18 protein-coding genes are annotated in these 16,623 nt (G+C 67.6%); 8 read left to right on the plus strand and 10 right to left on the minus strand.

Annotated features, from left to right (window positions below):
• Window positions 1–68 precede the first annotated feature (68 nt).
• The 4 genes from KB879_RS05080 to KB879_RS05095 all read left to right on the plus strand — a co-directional run bounded on the left by KB879_RS05080 (window position 69) and on the right by KB879_RS05095 (window position 4,435).
• A complete protein-coding gene (locus KB879_RS05080; RefSeq protein ID WP_013955989.1) occupies window positions 69–671 on the plus strand; it encodes a DUF4126 domain-containing protein in 603 nt (200 codons plus the stop codon).
• A gap of 76 nt (window positions 672–747) precedes the next feature.
• Window positions 748–3,354 (plus strand): ABC transporter permease, encoded by a 2,607-nt coding sequence (locus tag KB879_RS05085; protein WP_211980865.1) that lies wholly within the window; start codon window positions 748–750, stop codon window positions 3,352–3,354.
• Between the two features lie 24 nt (window positions 3,355–3,378).
• Complete coding sequence (locus KB879_RS05090) at window positions 3,379–3,795, plus strand: group II truncated hemoglobin (RefSeq protein WP_010809157.1); 417 nt, start codon at window positions 3,379–3,381, stop codon at window positions 3,793–3,795.
• A 43-nt stretch (window positions 3,796–3,838) separates the two neighbouring features.
• Entirely contained in the window at window positions 3,839–4,435 is a 597-nt protein-coding gene (locus KB879_RS05095) for a DUF924 family protein (protein WP_211980866.1), read from the plus strand.
• 24 nt (window positions 4,436–4,459) lie between these two features.
• Here KB879_RS05095 and KB879_RS05100 read toward each other — a convergent pair whose 3' ends face one another.
• From KB879_RS05100 to KB879_RS05145, 10 genes are all read right to left on the minus strand, one after another.
• Window positions 4,460–5,044 (minus strand): TIGR00730 family Rossman fold protein, encoded by a 585-nt coding sequence (locus KB879_RS05100; RefSeq protein ID WP_211980867.1) that lies wholly within the window; start codon window positions 5,042–5,044, stop codon window positions 4,460–4,462.
• Window positions 5,041–5,742 carry a TetR/AcrR family transcriptional regulator gene (locus KB879_RS05105; protein WP_013955993.1) on the minus strand — a complete coding sequence of 234 codons (702 nt, stop codon included), beginning with the start codon at window positions 5,740–5,742 and terminating at the stop codon, window positions 5,041–5,043. Before KB879_RS05105 ends, KB879_RS05100 begins: the two co-directional genes overlap by 4 nt.
• 102 nt (window positions 5,743–5,844) lie before the next feature.
• Window positions 5,845–6,330 (minus strand): diacylglycerol kinase, encoded by a 486-nt coding sequence (locus KB879_RS05110; RefSeq protein WP_153955088.1) that lies wholly within the window; start codon window positions 6,328–6,330, stop codon window positions 5,845–5,847.
• The gene (locus tag KB879_RS05115) at window positions 6,257–7,378 is read right to left on the minus strand and encodes a glycosyltransferase family 1 protein (RefSeq protein WP_153955089.1); all 1,122 of its coding nucleotides are present in this window, start codon (window positions 7,376–7,378) and stop codon (window positions 6,257–6,259) included. Before KB879_RS05115 ends, KB879_RS05110 begins: the two co-directional genes overlap by 74 nt.
• Window positions 7,379–7,439: 61 nt before the next feature.
• A complete protein-coding gene (locus KB879_RS05120; RefSeq protein ID WP_153955090.1) occupies window positions 7,440–8,417 on the minus strand; it encodes a UDP-2,3-diacylglucosamine diphosphatase in 978 nt (325 codons plus the stop codon).
• Between the two features lie 113 nt (window positions 8,418–8,530).
• Window positions 8,531–9,511: a triacylglycerol lipase gene (locus tag KB879_RS05125; RefSeq protein ID WP_013955997.1), complete on the minus strand. Its 981-nt coding sequence runs from the start codon at window positions 9,509–9,511 to the stop codon at window positions 8,531–8,533.
• Window positions 9,508–10,044, minus strand: coding sequence for an RDD family protein (locus KB879_RS05130; RefSeq protein ID WP_153955091.1), 537 nt, complete (start codon window positions 10,042–10,044; stop codon window positions 9,508–9,510). Before KB879_RS05130 ends, KB879_RS05125 begins: the two co-directional genes overlap by 4 nt.
• 120 nt (window positions 10,045–10,164) lie before the next feature.
• Window positions 10,165–10,947, minus strand: a complete 783-nt coding sequence (locus tag KB879_RS05135) for a DUF3106 domain-containing protein (RefSeq protein WP_013955999.1) — start codon at window positions 10,945–10,947, stop codon at window positions 10,165–10,167.
• 1 nt (window position 10,948) lies between these two features.
• Window positions 10,949–11,380, minus strand: a complete 432-nt coding sequence (locus tag KB879_RS05140; RefSeq protein ID WP_013956000.1) for a DUF3619 family protein — start codon at window positions 11,378–11,380, stop codon at window positions 10,949–10,951.
• Entirely contained in the window at window positions 11,377–11,943 is a 567-nt protein-coding gene (locus tag KB879_RS05145) for an RNA polymerase sigma factor (protein ID WP_013956001.1), read from the minus strand. Before KB879_RS05145 ends, KB879_RS05140 begins: the two co-directional genes overlap by 4 nt.
• A 379-nt stretch (window positions 11,944–12,322) precedes the next feature.
• Between KB879_RS05145 and KB879_RS05150 the strand changes: the two genes are divergently transcribed.
• The 4 genes from KB879_RS05150 to KB879_RS05165 all read left to right on the plus strand — a co-directional run bounded on the left by KB879_RS05150 (window position 12,323) and on the right by KB879_RS05165 (window position 16,613).
• Entirely contained in the window at window positions 12,323–14,086 is a 1,764-nt protein-coding gene (locus tag KB879_RS05150) for an acetolactate synthase 3 catalytic subunit (protein ID WP_013956002.1), read from the plus strand.
• Window positions 14,086–14,577: an acetolactate synthase small subunit gene (gene ilvN, locus KB879_RS05155; RefSeq protein ID WP_010809144.1), complete on the plus strand. Its 492-nt coding sequence runs from the start codon at window positions 14,086–14,088 to the stop codon at window positions 14,575–14,577. The genes KB879_RS05150 and ilvN overlap by 1 nt, the downstream gene beginning before the upstream one ends.
• A gap of 123 nt (window positions 14,578–14,700) precedes the next feature.
• Window positions 14,701–15,717 carry a ketol-acid reductoisomerase gene (gene ilvC, locus KB879_RS05160; RefSeq protein WP_013956003.1) on the plus strand — a complete coding sequence of 339 codons (1,017 nt, stop codon included), beginning with the start codon at window positions 14,701–14,703 and terminating at the stop codon, window positions 15,715–15,717.
• A 245-nt stretch (window positions 15,718–15,962) separates the two neighbouring features.
• Window positions 15,963–16,613: a phosphatidylserine decarboxylase gene (locus KB879_RS05165; protein WP_153955093.1), complete on the plus strand. Its 651-nt coding sequence runs from the start codon at window positions 15,963–15,965 to the stop codon at window positions 16,611–16,613.
• Window positions 16,614–16,623 lie beyond the last annotated feature (10 nt).

Below are 16,623 nucleotides of genomic sequence, written 5' to 3' on the forward strand. Positions count from 1 at the left end.
GTATTACACTCCCTGCCAGGCGCGCCGTGGTTTGCATCGGCTTGCGCCAGACTCTTGCAAGGAGCGCCATGCTGGAAACCGCCGCGCTGGCCGCGGGCATGTCCTGGGCCAGCGGCTTTCGCCTCTACCTTGCGGTGCTGGCCGCCGGCGTGCTGGCGCGCCTGGGCTGGCTTGACCTGCCGCCCGGGCTGCAGCCGCTGGAATCCTGGTGGGTCATCGGCGTGGCCGCCGTGCTGGCCGTGGCCGAATTCGTCGCCGACAAGGTGCCCGCATTCGATACCGTCTGGGACGGCATCCATACCTTCATCCGCATTCCCGCGGGCGCGATCCTGGCCGCCGCCGCCTTCGGCCAGCTGGATCCGCAGTGGATGGTGGCGGCAGGGCTGATCGGCGGCACGCTGGCCGGCACCGCGCATGCGGTCAAGGCCGGCACGCGCGCGCTGATCAATGTCTCGCCGGAACCGTTCTCCAATTGGACGGCCTCATTCACGGAAGACGTGACCGCGACCGGCAGCCTGCTGCTGGCGTTTTTCCTGCCGGTGGTGTTCCTGGTGCTGCTGGTGGTCTTCCTGCTGGTGTCGGTGTGGCTGCTGCCGAAATTGTGGCGCGGCGTGCGCCGGCTGCATGCGAGCCTGCGCGGCAGGACTGAGCGGCCTGGCACACCCCGCTAGCTTCCCGGCAATTCCTGCTTTGCTTTCGACTGACCCGAGGCGCGCCGCCGCCAGAAACCAGGAACCAAACCAACCGATGCCTCCCGAGTCCGCCATCGAAGCCCCGGCCACGGCCGCCAACCCCGCGGGCACGCGCCCCGCGCACGGCGGCCGCTTCTCCGCCTGGCGCCAGGCGCTGCGCATGGCGCGGCGCGACTGGATTGCCGGCGAGCTCTACTTGCTGCTTTTTGCGCTGGTGCTGGCCGTGGCCGCGCTGACCAGCGTGGGCTTCATGGCCGACCGCATGCGGCTGGGCCTGGAGCGCGACGCGCGCCAGATGATCGCGTCCGACGTGCTGCTGGTGGCTGACCAGCCCTTCGATGCCGCCTTTGCGCAGCGTGCGCAAGCGGCCGGGCTGGCCGTGGCGCAGACCGTCACCTTCCCGAGCATGGCTACCGCCAATGGCAAGGCGCCGTCCGGCGGTGACGCCCCCAGCCAGCTGGCCGCGCTCAAGGCGGTGACCGACGGCTACCCGCTGCGGGGCAAGCTCAAGGTGGCCAGTGCGGCGGGGGCACCGGATGCGCCCGCCGAAGGCATTCCCGCGCCGGGCACCGTTTGGGTCGACGAGGCGCTGCTGGGCGCACTGGGGGTTGCCGTGGGCGACACCCTGCAACTGGGCAGCCGCAGCTTCCGCATCGACCGCATCATCACGCAGGAGCTTGATCGCGGCACCGGCTTTATGAACTTCGCGCCGCGCGTGCTGATGCCGCTGTCAGACCTGGACAGCACCGGGCTGATCGGCTGGGGCAGCCGCGTGACCTACCGGCTGCTGGTGGCCGGCCCCGACGCCGCCGGCGCTGCCTTTCAGAAATGGGCGCAGGACGAGATCGGTCGCCGCAAGCTGCGCAATACCCGGGTCGAGTCGCTGGAATCGGGCCAACCACAGATGCGCGCCACGCTGGACCGCGCCGAGCGCTTCCTGTCGCTGGTGGCGGTGCTGTCGTCGATGATCGCGGCGGTGGCCATTGCCATGTCGGCGCGCCGCTATATGCAGCGCCACACCGATGCCTGCGCGGTCTACAAGTGCCTGGGGCTGTCGCGCGGGCAGATCCTGCGCACCTTCGGCCTGGAGTTCCTGGTGGTGGGGGCGGCGGGCGCGCTCGTCGGGGTGCTGCTCGGGTACCTGGCGCACTATGGCCTGCTGCTGTCGCTGGGCGGGCTGCTGCGGGTGTCGCTGCCGCAGCCGTCGTTGCTGCCGGCACTGGTGGGCGTGCTGGCCGGGCTGGTGCTGCTGGCCGGGTTTGCGCTGCCGCCGCTGCTGGCGCTGACACGGGTGGCGCCGCTGCGGGTGCTGCGCCGCGATATCGGGCTGCCGCCGGTGTCGGCCTGGGTGGCCTATGCGCTGGGCCTGGGCGCCTTTGTCGCGCTGCTGCTGGTGGCGGCGCGCGACCTGCGGCTGGGGCTGACCACGGCGGGCGGCTTTGTCGCCGCGGGCGTGGTCTTCGCGGTGCTGGCGCTGGGGCTACTGACGCTGCTGTCGCGCCTGCTGCGGGGGCGCCTGCGCGGGCGCGCGGCGATGGGCTGGCGCTTTGCGCTGGCGGTGCTGGAACGTCGCCGGGCGGTCACGGTGCTGCAGACCGTGGCGCTGGCGGTGGGGCTGATGGCGCTGCTGCTGCTCGGCATGACCCGCAACGACCTGGTCGATTCTTGGCGCAAAGCCACGCCGGCTGATGCGCCCAACCGCTTCATCATCAATATCCAGCCGGACCAGCGCGAGCCGCTGCGCCAGATGCTGGCCGGCGCCGGCATCAACGACCTGCTCTACCCGATGGTGCGCGGGCGCCTGACCCATATCGGCGAGCGCGCCATCCGCGGCGACAGCTTCGAGGACGGGCGCGCGCGCAACCTGGTCGAGCGCGAATTCAACCTGTCCTATACCGATGCGCTGCCCGAGGGCAACCGCGTGATTGCCGGGCGCTGGTCCAACGGCCCGGACGCCGGCGCTTCGGTGGAAGAGGGCATCGCCAAGACGCTAGGCATCCGGCTTGGCGACACGCTGCGCTTTGACGTGGCCGGCCAGGCGGTGCAGGCCCGCGTGACCTCGCTGCGCAAGCTGGACTGGGGCTCGATGCGCGTCAATTTCTTCGTGATCCTGCCGCCGCAGGCGATGCAGGGGCTGCCGGAGACCTACATCACGTCGTTCCACCTGCCGCCCGCCAGCGCGGCGCTGGGCAACCGGCTGATCGCGGCCTTCCCCAACATCACCGTGGTCAATACCGACCTGATCCTGCGCCAGATCCAGGACATCCTGGACCAGGTGATCGCGGCGGTGGAGTTCCTCTTTGTGTTCACGCTGGCCGCCGGCGTGACCGTGCTGTACGCGGCGCTGTCCGGCGCGCGTGACGAGCGCATGCGCGACGCGGGCCTGCTCAAGGCGCTGGGCGCCTCGGCCGCGCTGGTGCGCCAGACCCAGTACGCCGAGTTCCTGGTGGTGGGCGGCCTGGCCGGATTCCTGGCCAGCCTGGGCGCGATCGCGGTGGGCTGGGGCCTGTCGCAGTTCGTCTTCGATTTCCCGTACCGCTTCAATGCCTGGATCGTGCCGGTGGGCGTGGTTTCTGGCATGCTGTGCGCTTTTGCCGGCGGCTGGCTGGGCCTGCGCGAAGTGCTGCGCCAGCCCGCGCTGGCGACTTTGCGTGATGCCTGAGTGGCTACGCTGTTTGAGTGTGTGATGAGTACTGAATCCAACGACAAGCCCGGCACGGCCGAGGTGACTGCATTTGAACTGGTGGGCGGCGAAGCGCGCGTGCGCGAGCTGGTCGACCGCTTCTACGACCTGATGGACCTGGAGACCCAGTTCGCCGGGCTGCGCGCGCTGCACCCGCCCTCGCTGGAGGGCTCGCGCGACAAGCTGTTCTGGTTCCTGTGCGGCTGGCTGGGCGGCCCCAACCACTTTATCGAGCGCTTCGGCCATCCGCGCCTGCGCGCGCGCCATATGCCGTTCGAGATCGGCGTGAGCGAGCGCGACCAGTGGATGCGCTGCATGGCGCTGGCGATGCAGGATATCGGCCTGTCCGAAGACCTGCAGCTGCGCCTGATGCAGGCCTTCTTCCAGACCGCCGACTGGATGCGCAACGTGGCGCGCTGAGGCGCCGCTGCTCCTTTCCTTCCACCGAAAGGTTTTCCAGCCCATGACAGACCAACTGCCTGAAGACGCCCTGCGCTTGCTCGATTTCTGGTTCGGACAGCCCGGTTCCGCCGCCTGGAATACCGAGCGCCCGCAATGGTTCACCAAGTCGGACACATTCGATGCGCAGATCCGCACGAACTTCCTGTCCGACTGGCAGGTCGCCTGCGACGGGGCCCCGGACGACTGGTCGGTCACGCCCGAAGGCGCCTGCGCGCGCGTGGTGCTGCTGGACCAGTTCCCGCGCAACATGTTCCGCAACGATCCGCGCAGCTTTGGCAGCGATGCGCTGGCGCTGGCACTGGCCAGGCGCATCGTCGCCACCGGCATGGACCGCAAGCTGCCGACGGACTACCACCGCATGTTCTGCTACATGCCGTTCGAGCATTCCGAGGCGCTGGAGGACCAGGATGAGGCGGTGCGCCTGATGACGCAGCTGCGCGAGGCCAGCGGCGGGGTGGTGGATGTGGTGGAGTGGGCCGGGAAGCACCGCGCGATCATCGCGCGCTTTGGCCGCTTCCCGCACCGCAATGCGGTGCTGGGCAGGCAGAGCACTGAGCAGGAACTGGCGTTCCTGCGGCAGCCGGGCTCGTCGTTCTGAACCAGGCCGGCAGCAGGGGCGCGCTCAGGTCTTGTCGCGCGCCTCTTGCCACTTGTCGACGCGCACGCGCGGCGCGGCCGCCAACTGGCCGAGCAGGCCGGCGGGCGTGTCTGCCACATGCAGCAGGTCGGCATGCACCTGCTTCATGAAGCCTTCCTGCACCGCGTGCGCAAGGAAACCCAGCAGGCCGTCGTAGAACCCGGCGACATTCAGCAGGCCCACCGGCTTGTCGTGGTAGCCCAGCTGCAGCCAGGTGAAAGTCTCGAACAGCTCTTCGAAGGTGCCCACGCCGCCCGGCATGGCGATAAAGGCATCGGCACGGTCGGCCATCATCTGCTTGCGCTCGTGCATGTTGCGCACCACGTGCAGCTCGGTCAGGCCGCGGTGGCCGACTTCCTTCTGCATCAGCGCGTCGGGGATGATGCCGATGGCGCTGCCGCCGTGTTCCATCACGGCGTCGGCGACGATGCCCATCAGGCCCACCTTGCCGCCGCCGTACACCAGCGCCAGGCCGCTTTCGGCCAGGGTGCGGCCGAGCAGGCGCGCGCCTTCGGCGTATTCAGGACGGTTGCCGGGGCTGGACCCGCAATACACGCAGACAGATTTCACTTTGCTTCCTTTGCCGCGTCGGCTGCGGCCTTGGCTGCCGCGTAGTCGCGCGCCAGCTGGTCGAATGCATCCCGGGCCCGGCCGCGCAGGTAGGGCGCCAGGATCGAGAAGATGTGGTAGCTCGATCCGTGCAGGTAACCGCGGATCTGCTCGGGGTCGTTGTACTGGCGCGGATGCTGCACGAACTGGAACGACAGCCAGTAGGTGGCGATCACCACCATGTTGGTGCAGATGGCCTCGACCTGATCGGGCGTGGCTTCCATCTCGCCGTCTTCGATGAACTGCCGGCAGATCTCGTGCGCAAAGCGCTTCTTCTGCTCGACGATGCGCTTGAAGTTGGTCTCCAGCATCCGGTTGCGCGCCAGCAGGTCGTTGATGTCGCGGTACAGGAAGCGGTAGTTCCACAGGAACTCGGACATGTACTGCAGGTAGCCCCAGCTTTCGTCCAGCGTGGCCTTGTGGTCGTCCGGCATCTTCAGGCGCCGCTCCATCTCCTGCTCGAAGCGCACGAAGATGGAGTTGATGATGTCGTCCTTGTTGCGGAAGTGGTAGTAGAGATTGCCGGGGCTGATCTCCATGGCTTCCGCAATCGTCGTGGTGGTGACGTTGGGTTCGCCGACTTCGTTGAACAGGCGCAGCGAGACGTCGAGGATGCGGTCCCTGGTGCGGCGGGGGCCGGTTTGCGGTTTCGGTTCCATGGGCGTCCGGGCGATCGGTGCGATCGGTAAGTCGGGGGGCAGGGTAGCGATTATAAGCAATCGGCCCGGCCACCCCGTCCGGCATCCCCGGCGAGTGACGGATCAGCCCGCCAGCGTCCGCACCCAGTGCACCACGTGCGGCCCGGCGATGGCGGCCCAGGTGCCGCCGCACAGCACCAGCGCCAGCATCACCGCGGCGCTGCCGAAATCCTTGGCGCGCTTGGACAGGCTGTGCCGCTCCAGCGAAATGCGGTCGATCGCCGCCTCGACGCTGGAGTTGAGCAGCTCCACGATCAGCACCACCAGCAGCGTGGCCAGCAGCAGGATGCGCTCGACCACCCCCACCGGCAGCAGGAACGCCCACGGCGCCAGGATTGCCACCAGCGTCAGCTCCTGGCGGAATGCGCTTTCCTCGAGCACCGCATAGCGCAGGCCCGACAGCGAATTGATGGCCGCATGCCAGGCGCGCGTCAGGCCGCGATTGCCCTTGTGGGGATTCTGCTCGATCGAATACTCAGCGCTCTGGACTGCCTGCGGCGGCCTCTGCAGAGGCGGGTCGGACGGCAGTTCCGGATGGGGTTTGGACATGGTTTTGCGGGGCGGATTGGGCCGCTGCGCTGTCCCGGCCTGGATTGCCGGGAGCGAACGGCCGAAGATGGGCCAGGAACTGCTCGGAGGCGGCGCGCCAGGAGAACCGCTCGGCGTGGGCACGGGCCGTGGCGCGGTCGATGCGCAGCGCTTCCAGGCAGGCTTCGCGCAGGTCTTCGTGCATCACGCCGGCGGGGCTGTCGCCCAGCACATCGATCGGGCCGGTGACCGGATAGGCGGCCACGGGCAGCCCGCTGGCCAGCGCTTCCAGCAGCACCAGCCCGAAGGTGTCGGTGCGGCTCGGGAACACGAACACATCAGCCGAAGCATACACCCGGGCCAGTTCGGGCTGGCTCAGCACGCCCAGGTAGTTGGCGCCCGGATAGCGCGCGCGCAGCCCCGACAGCGCCGGGCCGTCGCCGACCACCCACTTGGAGCCGGGCAGGTCCAGCGCCAGGAAGGCCTCGACGTTCTTTTCCACCGCCACGCGGCCCACGTAGAGGAAGATCGGGTGGGCGGTGTTGAGCACATTGGGACGCTGCAGCGTGAACACGTCTAGGTCCACGCCGCGCGTCCACAGCACGGCGTTGGTGATGCCATAGTGCCGCAGGTCGTCCAGCACCACCGGGGTGGGCGCCATCACCGCCCGGGCCGGGCCGTGGAACCAGCGCAGGAAGCGGTACGTCCATGCCAGCGGGATGCCGAAGCGTGCCTGCACGTATTCCGGAAAGCGCGTGTGGTAGGCCGTGGTGAAGGGCAGCCGGCGGCGGATCGCGTGGCGCCGCGCGGCCAGGCCCAGCGGCCCTTCGGTGGCGATATGCAGGGCGTCCGGAGCGAAGGCTTCGATGCGGCGCTGCACGCGCGCCGCCGGCAACAGCGACAGGCGGATCTCGGGGTAGGTCGGGCACGGCACGGTGCGGAATTCCAGCGGCGTGATCATGTCGACCGTGTGGCCCATGGCCTCCAGTTCGCGACGGGTGGACTTGAGCGTGCGCACCACGCCGTTGACCTGCGGTTCCCAGGCATCGGTGACGATCAGGATCTTCATGCAGCCTCCTCGGGCGCGGTGGAAGGGCAATGCGGATGGGGCAAAGGGTGGCAGGCCGGAATCAGCCCGCCACAGCGGCGCGGCGACGGCGGCGCGTGGCCGGGGCCGGCGCGTCCAGCAGCGTGGTCCAGTAGACGATCTTCAGCTCGCCTTCGATGGTCTCGACGAGCGCCGACAGGCTTTCGACCCAGTCGCCGTCGTTGCAGTAGAGCTGGCCGTTGACCTCGCGGATCTCGGCCTTGTGGATATGGCCGCAGACCACGCCGTCGCAGCCGCGGCGGCGCGCTTCATCGACCATCGCGCTCTCGAAGGCGCCGATGTAGTTGACCGCGTTCTTGACCTGGTGCTTGAGGAACTGCGACAGCGACCAGTACGGGAAGCCCAGGCGCGCGCGCAGCCGGTTGAAGTGGCGGTTCAACGCCAGGATCACCGTGTACAGCGAATCGCCCAGGTAGGCCAGCCAGCGCGCGTGCTGCACCACGCCGTCGAACAGGTCGCCGTGCACCACCCACAGCCGGCGCCCGGTGGCGGTGACGTGCACCGCTTCTTCGCGCACGGTGATGTCGCCGAAGGCCATGCCGTCGAACTGGCGCGCGGCCTCGTCGTGGTTGCCGGGCACGTAGATCACTTCAGTGCCCTTGCGCGCCTTGCGCAGCAGCTTCTGCACCACGTCGTTGTGGCTTTGCGGCCAGTACCAGCCGCGGCGCAGCTGCCAGCCGTCGATGATGTCGCCGACCAGGTAGAGCTGCTCGGACTCGTTGTGCTTGAGGAAGTCCAGCAGGTAGTTGGCCTGGCATCCGGGCGTGCCCAGGTGGATGTCCGACAGCCAGATGGCGCGGTAGCGCTGGATCGGGTGCGGCTCGGGCGGGTAGGTCTGCTGCTGTTCGCGCTGGGGCGCCAGCGCGGCGGCATCGAGGGCCGGCGCCATGAAGGCGGTCAGCGGCGCGGCGCTGTCGCTCTCAGGGCTGCGGCGCAGCCATTGCGTCAGTTGCGCGGTCTTCGACAGATACCCGCGGGCAGATCGGATTGCTTGCACCATGGCAGTCCCGGTTGCGGCGATGGCTGCATTCAGCCAGCCTGCGATGACGGTGCCGTGACGGAAACATGACTGACATATGAATCGTGGCGGAAGTGGAACAGCCCGGGCTAGTGTCAGTGCCCGCGGGCGGACAGCTCTGCGAGGGCGTCGAGTACCGCACGCACGGCCGCGGGATGGCGCAGCAGCGTGACGTGGCCAATGCCGGCCAGCGGGATATGCCCGGCGCCGTCGAGCCAGCCGGTGCAGGGCGGCCCGGCGATCGAGTCATGCCAGCTGAAGATCGAGATCATGCGCGCGCGGCGGCGCGGGGTTTCCGCGGCGGCGAGCGCGCGCAGCCAGGCGCTGCCGCAACGCATCTGGCGCGCATTGGGGCCGCCGCCAAAGCGCGCCAGCGCGCTGCCGTGGTGGGGGCTGCCCAGCGTCACCACGCCGGCGCAGACGTCTTCGTCGCCCGCCAGCTGCAGCGCGGCGCGCGCGGCCAGGCCGCCCATGCTGTGGCAGACCAGCAGCGGCGGGCGCCCGGCTTCGGCTGTGATGCGCCGCATGGCGGCCAGCAGCGCGCGTGCGTAGTCGTCGATATCGCCGAACACCGGCTTGAGCTCGATCCCTTCGCAGCGGTAGCCGGCGGCGGCCAGCGCCGGCTGCATGTCGAGCCAGATGGCCTGCCCGCAGGCGTAGCCATGCACCAGCAGCACCGGCGGGGCGTCGCGGCCAGGCAGGGCGTCAAGCGGTGCGGCAAAGGGTGCGTGCGCGCGGAATGGCTGCAGCCAGTCGAACATGCGCAGCACGGCCACGCACTCGGCCGCAAAGCAGCGCAACGCCTCAGGCAGGCGCAGCGGCCGGCGCGTGGCGGCGAGTTCAACCGGTGGTGCGGGCGGGTGATTGCCGCGCCCGACCCACAGGCCGCGCCCGCTCAGGGCGAAAGCGAAGGCAATGCCGCAGGCGAAGCTGCCGAGGATGGCCGCCACGCCGGCGGCGACCGCGCCGGGCCATGGCCAGCCGCCCAGCCGCACCAGCCCGGCGGCGATGCCCAGCGCGGCGGCTGCCTGCAAGGTCACCGCAAGGCGGCGGATGCCGGCAGCCGACAGGCTCATGGCTTGGGCGGGCGCAGGTCGGTCAGCCGCGTGCCGGCCAGGCGGTCGTGCAGGAACTGGCGGCGCGGATCCAGCCACGCCAGCAGGACCCAGACCAGCAGGCCGGCGCACAGCACCCCTACGAACGGCCCCTTGACCAGCCCCAGCAGATGGCCGACCGCCGCCGATGGCGGCAGCCACAGCCATGCCAGCACGTAGCGCAGCGCCGCCTGTGGCCAGCGCGGCGGCACGCCGGCAGCGTTTTCGACGCGCATGCGCCAGGTCTGCATGGCCAGGGTCTGGCCGTTGCGTTGCCAGAACCAGGTGAAATACAGGCCCATCACCAGGAAGCTCCACACCTGGATCACGAGCGGCCCGTCCACGCCAAGCTTCTGCAGCAGCGGCCGCACCAGCAGGTAGGCCGCGGTCGAGGCGCTCAGCACGCCGAACAGCAGCACGCCTTCATAGAGCATGCAGGCGATGCGGCGGCGCAAGGGCGGGGCGGCGGGGCGGGCGGCTGCGGCGTGCTTGGGATCGAGGGTGGCAGCGGGCATGGAAGGCGAAGAAAGCTGGGCTGGCGCACGGGGGCATGGTGGTGCTGGCGCTGGTCAGTCGGGGCCGGCCTTGCTTCGCTGGCCGGCGTGAGACGGCCATTATGCCAAATGACTTGGGGATTACTGGCGCATGGTGGGGTCAGAAGCCGCGGCTGCCGCTTCGGTGGCGACCTCGGCTGCGGAGGCGGGCACGCCGAGCGCCGCAGGCGCCGAGGCGGCCGGGGCCGGGGCGGCGGTCACGGCAGCGGGCGCGGAGGCAGGTTGCGCCTGGGCTTCGCTGGCGGGCTTGCCGGCAGTGTGGCCACTGTGGCCCGCTGCGGCGCTGGCCGTTTTCGGCTCGCGGTGGAGCTGGCGGCTGGTGTCGCTGGGCAGGCGCTTGCCGCTGGGCAGCGCACTGACAGCGCCAGGCCGGCGCGGCACGTGATCGGTGGCGGCCAGCTTCTTTTTCTGCTCTTCAGGCAGCTGCTGGTACTTGTCCCAGGCCTCGGCCTTTTTCTCGGCCGGCAGCGAGCGGGTGATCTGGTAGTTCTCGCGCGCCAGCCGGCGTTGTTGCGGGGTCATCTTGACCCATTCCGACATGCGCGCCTGCAGCCGGGCCTGCTCGGCCGGGGAGAACTTCGGGTAGCGCTCGGCGATGCGCAGCCATTTGTGGCGGTTCAGCTCCGGCAGGCTGTCCCACAGCGGCTGCAGCGGGGCCAGGATGCGCTGGTTGACCGGGCTCAGGTCGGCCCAGGCTGGCCGGGCATTGGTTGCCTGCGCGGCGGCAGGCGCTGTCACCGCGGAAGCCCCCTGCGCATGCGCCGCGGGCGGCAGCAGGCCCCAGCAGGCGGCTGCGCCGGCGCCGGCCAGCAGCGCGGCCAGCCGGCGGCGCAAGGCGTCGGGGTGGAACATTGCGCGCGCCATGCTATTGCCCGCGCTTCAGGAATACGTGGAAGCCCTCGTCGGCGTAGGCCGTGGGCGGCAGGTCGTCGAGCAGCATGGCGGCGTCGATATCGGCCAGTTCCTCGATGCGCTTCTGCTCCTGCCAGTGATAGATGCCCATCAGGCCGGCGGCCAGCGCCACCAGCGTCCAGATCAGGCTAAGGCGGCGCAGCCAGGCGCCGGCACGGTGCAGCGGCGAGCTGTCTTCATCGAACAGCGGGGCGTGCATGCCAGGCATGGCCAGCTGCGGGACCAGCACGGGTGCCTCGGCCTTCTTGCGGGCGACCGCCATCCGGCGCGCAGCGGCGAGCCGTTCGGTGATGTCGGTCGGCAGGTCGTCGGTGCCGGCATCAAGTGCCGCCCGAATCTCATGGGCAAACCGGCGTTCGTGGATTTCTTTGTCGTTTCTGCTCATAGTCGGACCCCCCGTGCGCGCAGGGCCTGCGCAAGGGTATGCGTGGCACGGGAACAGTGCGTCTTGACGCTGCCTTCGGAGCAGCCCATTACGGCGGCGGTTTCGGCGACGTCCATATCTTCCCAGTAACGCATCAGGAACGCCTCGCGTTGACGCGTCGGCAGGCGCTGGATTTCCTGCTCGATGATATGCATGACCTGGGCGCGCTCGACCTTGTCGGCGCTGCTTTCGGCCGATTCAGAGCCGGCCTGTGCCTCCAGCGTCTCCAGCAGGTCATTGTCGTCGCCGTCGCGGTCGGTGCGCAGGCTGGAAAACAGCGAGACCCAGGTGTTGCGCACCTTCTGGCGGCGGAACCAGTCGTGGATAGTGTTCTGCAGGATGCGCTGGAACAGCGGCGCCAGCTCGGCGGCGCCTTTGTCGCCGTACTTCTCGGCCAGCTTGATCATGGCGTCCTGGACAATATCCAGCGCGGCCTCGTCGTCGCGGACCGCAAATACGGCCTGCTTGAAGGCGCGGCGCTCGACGCTGGTAAGAAAATCGGACAGTTCCTGGTCGGTGGCCATTCAGGCGGTTGCGGCTCGTTGCTGCGGGACAAATGCCCGGTTCTGGTGAATGTGCTGCGTACGGCCCGTGGCGCATTCAATGTGCTGCGATGCTAGCAAAAAAACGACCCCCTGTACCACCTTGTATTGCAGCAAATACATTGAGGCGCGCAAAAGACCCGCCGCAACTCCGGAAAATCCCTTACGCGCAGGCCAAAAACAACCGTAGACCGCGCTGGTGCATTGCAGTATCATCGCCGGTTCACACGACATCAGTGGTTGTCTCATCCGGCCGCTTATGAGGCGGTCTTCCATGCAGACGCGCAACGCTTGAACCCGTGCCACAAGCCCGGCAGAGAGCATCCAAACAATTTTTTGCCGAAAATTGCAAAGGACTGAAATGAACATGCCCAGCGCGGAATTCTCCCACGCAGACAGCAATTCATCTGCCGCACCCGAAATGATCGGGGCGGAGATTCTCGTTCACGCACTTGCCGAAGAAGGCGTCGAGTACGTCTGGGGCTACCCCGGCGGCGCAGTGCTGTATATCTACGACGAGCTCCACAAGCAAACCAAGTTCGAGCACATCCTGGTGCGCCACGAGCAGGCCGCGGTCCATGCCGCAGACGGCTATGCACGGGCAACCGGCAAGGTGGGCGTGGCGCTGGTGACCTCCGGTCCCGGCGTGACCAATGCCGTCACCGGCATTGCCACCGCGTACCTTGACTCGATCCCGATGGTGGTGATCACCGGCAACGTGCCGACCCACGCCATTGGCCAGGACGCCTTCCAGGAGTGCGACACCGTCGGCATTACCCGCCCGATCGTCAAGCACAACTTCCTGGTGAAGGACGTGCGCGACCTCGCCGCGACCATCAAGAAGGCGTTCTTCATTGCCTCGACCGGCCGTCCGGGCCCGGTGGTGGTGGACATCCCCAAGGATGTCTCGCGCAATGCCTGCAAGTACGAGTACCCCAAGTCGATCGACATGCGCTCGTACAACCCGGTGAACAAGGGTCACTCGGGCCAGATCCGCAAGGCCGTGGCGCTGCTGCAGGGCGCCGAGCGTCCGTACATCTACAGCGGCGGCGGCGTGGTGCTGGCCAATGCCAGCGATGAGCTGCGCCAGCTGGCGGCGCTGACCGGCCACCCGGTGACCAACACGCTGATGGGCCTGGGCGCGTTCCCCGGCACCAGCAAGCAGTTCGTCGGCATGCTTGGCATGCACGGCACGTATGAAGCCAATATGGCCATGCAGAACTGCGACGTGCTGATCGCCATCGGTGCCCGTTTCGACGACCGCGTGATCGGCAACCCGGCGCACTTCACCTCGCAGGCGCGCAAGATCATCCATATCGATATCGACCCGTCGTCGATCTCGAAGCGCGTCAAGGTCGACATCCCCATCGTCGGCAACGTCAAGGACGTGCTGCAGGAACTGATCGCCCAGATCAAGGCCAGCGACGTCAAGCCCAAGCGCGAGGCGCTTGCCAAATGGTGGGAGCAGATCGAGCAATGGCGCTCGGTGGACTGCCTGAAGTACGACCGCAGCTCCGAGATCATCAAGCCGCAGTACGTGGTGGAAAAGATCTGGGAACTGACTCACGGCGATGCCTTCATCTGCTCCGATGTCGGCCAGCACCAGATGTGGGCCGCGCAGTTCTACAAGTTCGACGAGCCGCGCCGCTGGATCAACTCCGGCGGCCTGGGCACGATGGGCGTGGGCCTGCCGTACGCAATGGGCATCAAGAAGGCGTTCCCGGAGAAGGAAGTCGTCACCATCACCGGTGAAGGCTCGATCCAGATGTGCATCCAGGAACTGTCGACCTGCCTGCAGTACGACACCCCGGTGAAGATCTGCTCGCTGAACAATGGCTACCTGGGCATGGTGCGCCAGTGGCAGGAGATCGAGTACGACAACCGCTACTCGCACTCCTACATGGACGCGCTGCCCGATTTCGTCAAGCTGGCCGAGGCCTACGGGCACATCGGCATGCGCGTCGAGAAGACGGCCGACGTCGAGCCGGCGCTGCGCGAAGCGTTCCGCCTGAAGGACCGTACCGTGTTCCTGGACTTCCAGACCGATCCCACCGAAAACGTCTGGCCGATGGTCCAGGCGGGCAAGGGCATTTCGGAAATGCTGCTCGGCGCGGAGGACCTGTAATGCGACACATCATTTCGGTCCTGCTGGAAAACGAACCGGGCGCGCTGTCGCGCGTGGTGGGCCTGTTCTCGGCCCGCGGCTATAACATCGAGACGCTGACCGTGGCACCCACCGAGGATGCCTCGCTGTCGCGCATGACCATTGTCACCTCCGGCTCGGATGACGTGATCGAACAGATCACCAAGCACCTGAACCGCCTGGTGGAAGTGGTCAAGGTGGTCGACCTGACCGAAGGCGCGCACATCGAACGCGAGCTGATGCTCGTCAAGGTGCGCGCGGTGGGCAAGGAGCGCGAGGAAATGAAGCGCACCGCCGACATCTTCCGCGGCCGCATCATCGATGTTACCGAGAAGACCTACACCATCGAGCTGACCGGCAATGGCGTCAAGCTCGATGCGTTCCTGGACGCCATCGACCGCACCGCCATCCTGGAGACCGTCCGTACCGGCGGCTCGGGCATCGGCCGCGGCGAGCGCATCCTGAAGGTCTGACCGGGCCCCGGTTCACCCGCACGGCTTCACGCAGTATCCCCGGGGCGGCGCGATCCGGGCGCACACGATGCGTCCGAGGATGCCGCCCCCCTCATACAAAAGACAGAGATTGAAGGAATCATCATGAAAGTGTTTTACGACAAGGACGCCGACCTCTCCCTGATCAAGGGCAAGAACGTCACCATCATCGGCTATGGCTCGCAGGGCCATGCCCACGCGCTGAACCTGAAGGATTCGGGCGTCAATGTGACGGTCGGCCTGCGCAAGAGCGGCGCGTCGTGGAACAAGGCCGTCAACGCCGGCCTGCAAGTGAAGGAAGTGGCCGAGGCCGTCAAGGGTGCGGACGTGGTCATGATCCTGCTGCCGGACGAGCAGATCGCCGACGTGTACAACAACGAAGTGCACGCCAACATCAAGGAAGGCGCAGCGCTGGCCTTTGCCCACGGCTTCAACGTGCACTACGGTGCCGTGATCCCGCGCGCCGACCTGGACGTGATCATGATCGCGCCGAAGGCCCCGGGCCACACCGTGCGCGCCACGTACGCACAAGGCGGCGGCGTGCCGCACCTGATCGCCGTGCACCAGAACAAGTCCGGCGCTGCCCGTGACATCGCGCTGTCGTACGCCACTGCCAACGGCGGCGGCCGTGCCGGCATCATCGAGACCAACTTCCGCGAAGAAACCGAAACCGACCTGTTCGGCGAGCAGGCCGTGCTGTGCGGCGGTACCGTCGAGCTGATCAAGGCTGGCTTCGAAACCCTGGTGGAAGCCGGCTACGCGCCGGAAATGGCCTACTTCGAGTGCCTGCACGAACTGAAGCTGATCGTCGACCTGATCTACGAAGGCGGCATCGCCAACATGAACTACTCGATCTCCAATAACGCGGAATATGGTGAGTACGTCACCGGCCCGCGCGTGGTGACCGAAGAGACCAAGAAGGCGATGAAGCAGTGCCTGACCGACATCCAGACTGGCGAATACGCCAAGAGCTTCCTGCTGGAAAACAAGGCCGGCGCCCCGACGCTGATCTCGCGCCGCCGCCTCACGGCCGAGCACCAGATCGAGGAAGTGGGTGCCAAGCTGCGCGCAATGATGCCGTGGATCGCCAAGAACAAGATGGTCGACCAGTCGAAGAACTAAGCTGCATCGCTGTCTGATGGCCCGCGCCGCACGGCGGCGGGCCGAGGCCGTTCAGCGTTCCGTGCCACGCCCTTCTATCATCAGAGGGGAGGCGCGGGACCTGAACGGCTTTTTGTTATGCTTGTCAGACTTTGGGCAAGGCGTGCATTATCCTGCTCCGCGACCACGGGGCGCCGCCCGATGGTGGCTATCGCCGCCGCCGCGCTGCCTTGCCATGGTCTTGTATCCACCGACACCTGTACTGCATGAACTATCCTCATCCGCTGATCGCCCGTGAAGGCTGGCCATTCCTGGCCGGCGCCTTTGTCATCTCGCTGCTGGTGCACGCCAGCGCGGGCTTCTGGTGGGCGTTGCCGTTGTGGATCATCACGGTATTCGTGCTCCAGTTCTTCCGCGATCCGCCGCGCCCGATCCCGTCGCAGCCCAACGCGGTGCTGGCCCCCGCAGACGGCCGCATCGTCGTGGTCGAGAAGACCCAGGATCCGTACGCCGGCCGCGAGGCGCTGAAGATCAGCGTCTTCATGAACGTCTTCAACGTGCACTCGAACCGTGTCTCGGTCGATGGCGCGGTCGAGAAGGTCGAATATTTCCCCGGCAAGTTCGTCAACGCCGACCTGGACAAGGCCTCGGTCGAGAACGAGCGCAACGCCGTGCTGATCCGGCGTGCTGCGGACGGCCAGCTGGTGACGCTGGTGCAGGTGGCCGGCCTGGTGGCCCGCCGCATCCTGTGCTACACCAAGGTGGGCGACAACCTCTCGCGCGGCCAGCGCTACGGCTTTATCCGCTTCGGCTCGCGCGTGGACGTCTACCTGCCGCTCGATGCGCGCCCGCGCGTGACCATCGGCGAGAAGGTATCGGCCTCGTCGACCATCCTCGCCGAACTCGACGTGAAGTGAGCGACAGCCT

Source organism: Cupriavidus sp. KK10 (assembly GCF_018223725.1).
GTDB lineage: Bacteria > Pseudomonadota > Gammaproteobacteria > Burkholderiales > Burkholderiaceae > Cupriavidus > Cupriavidus necator.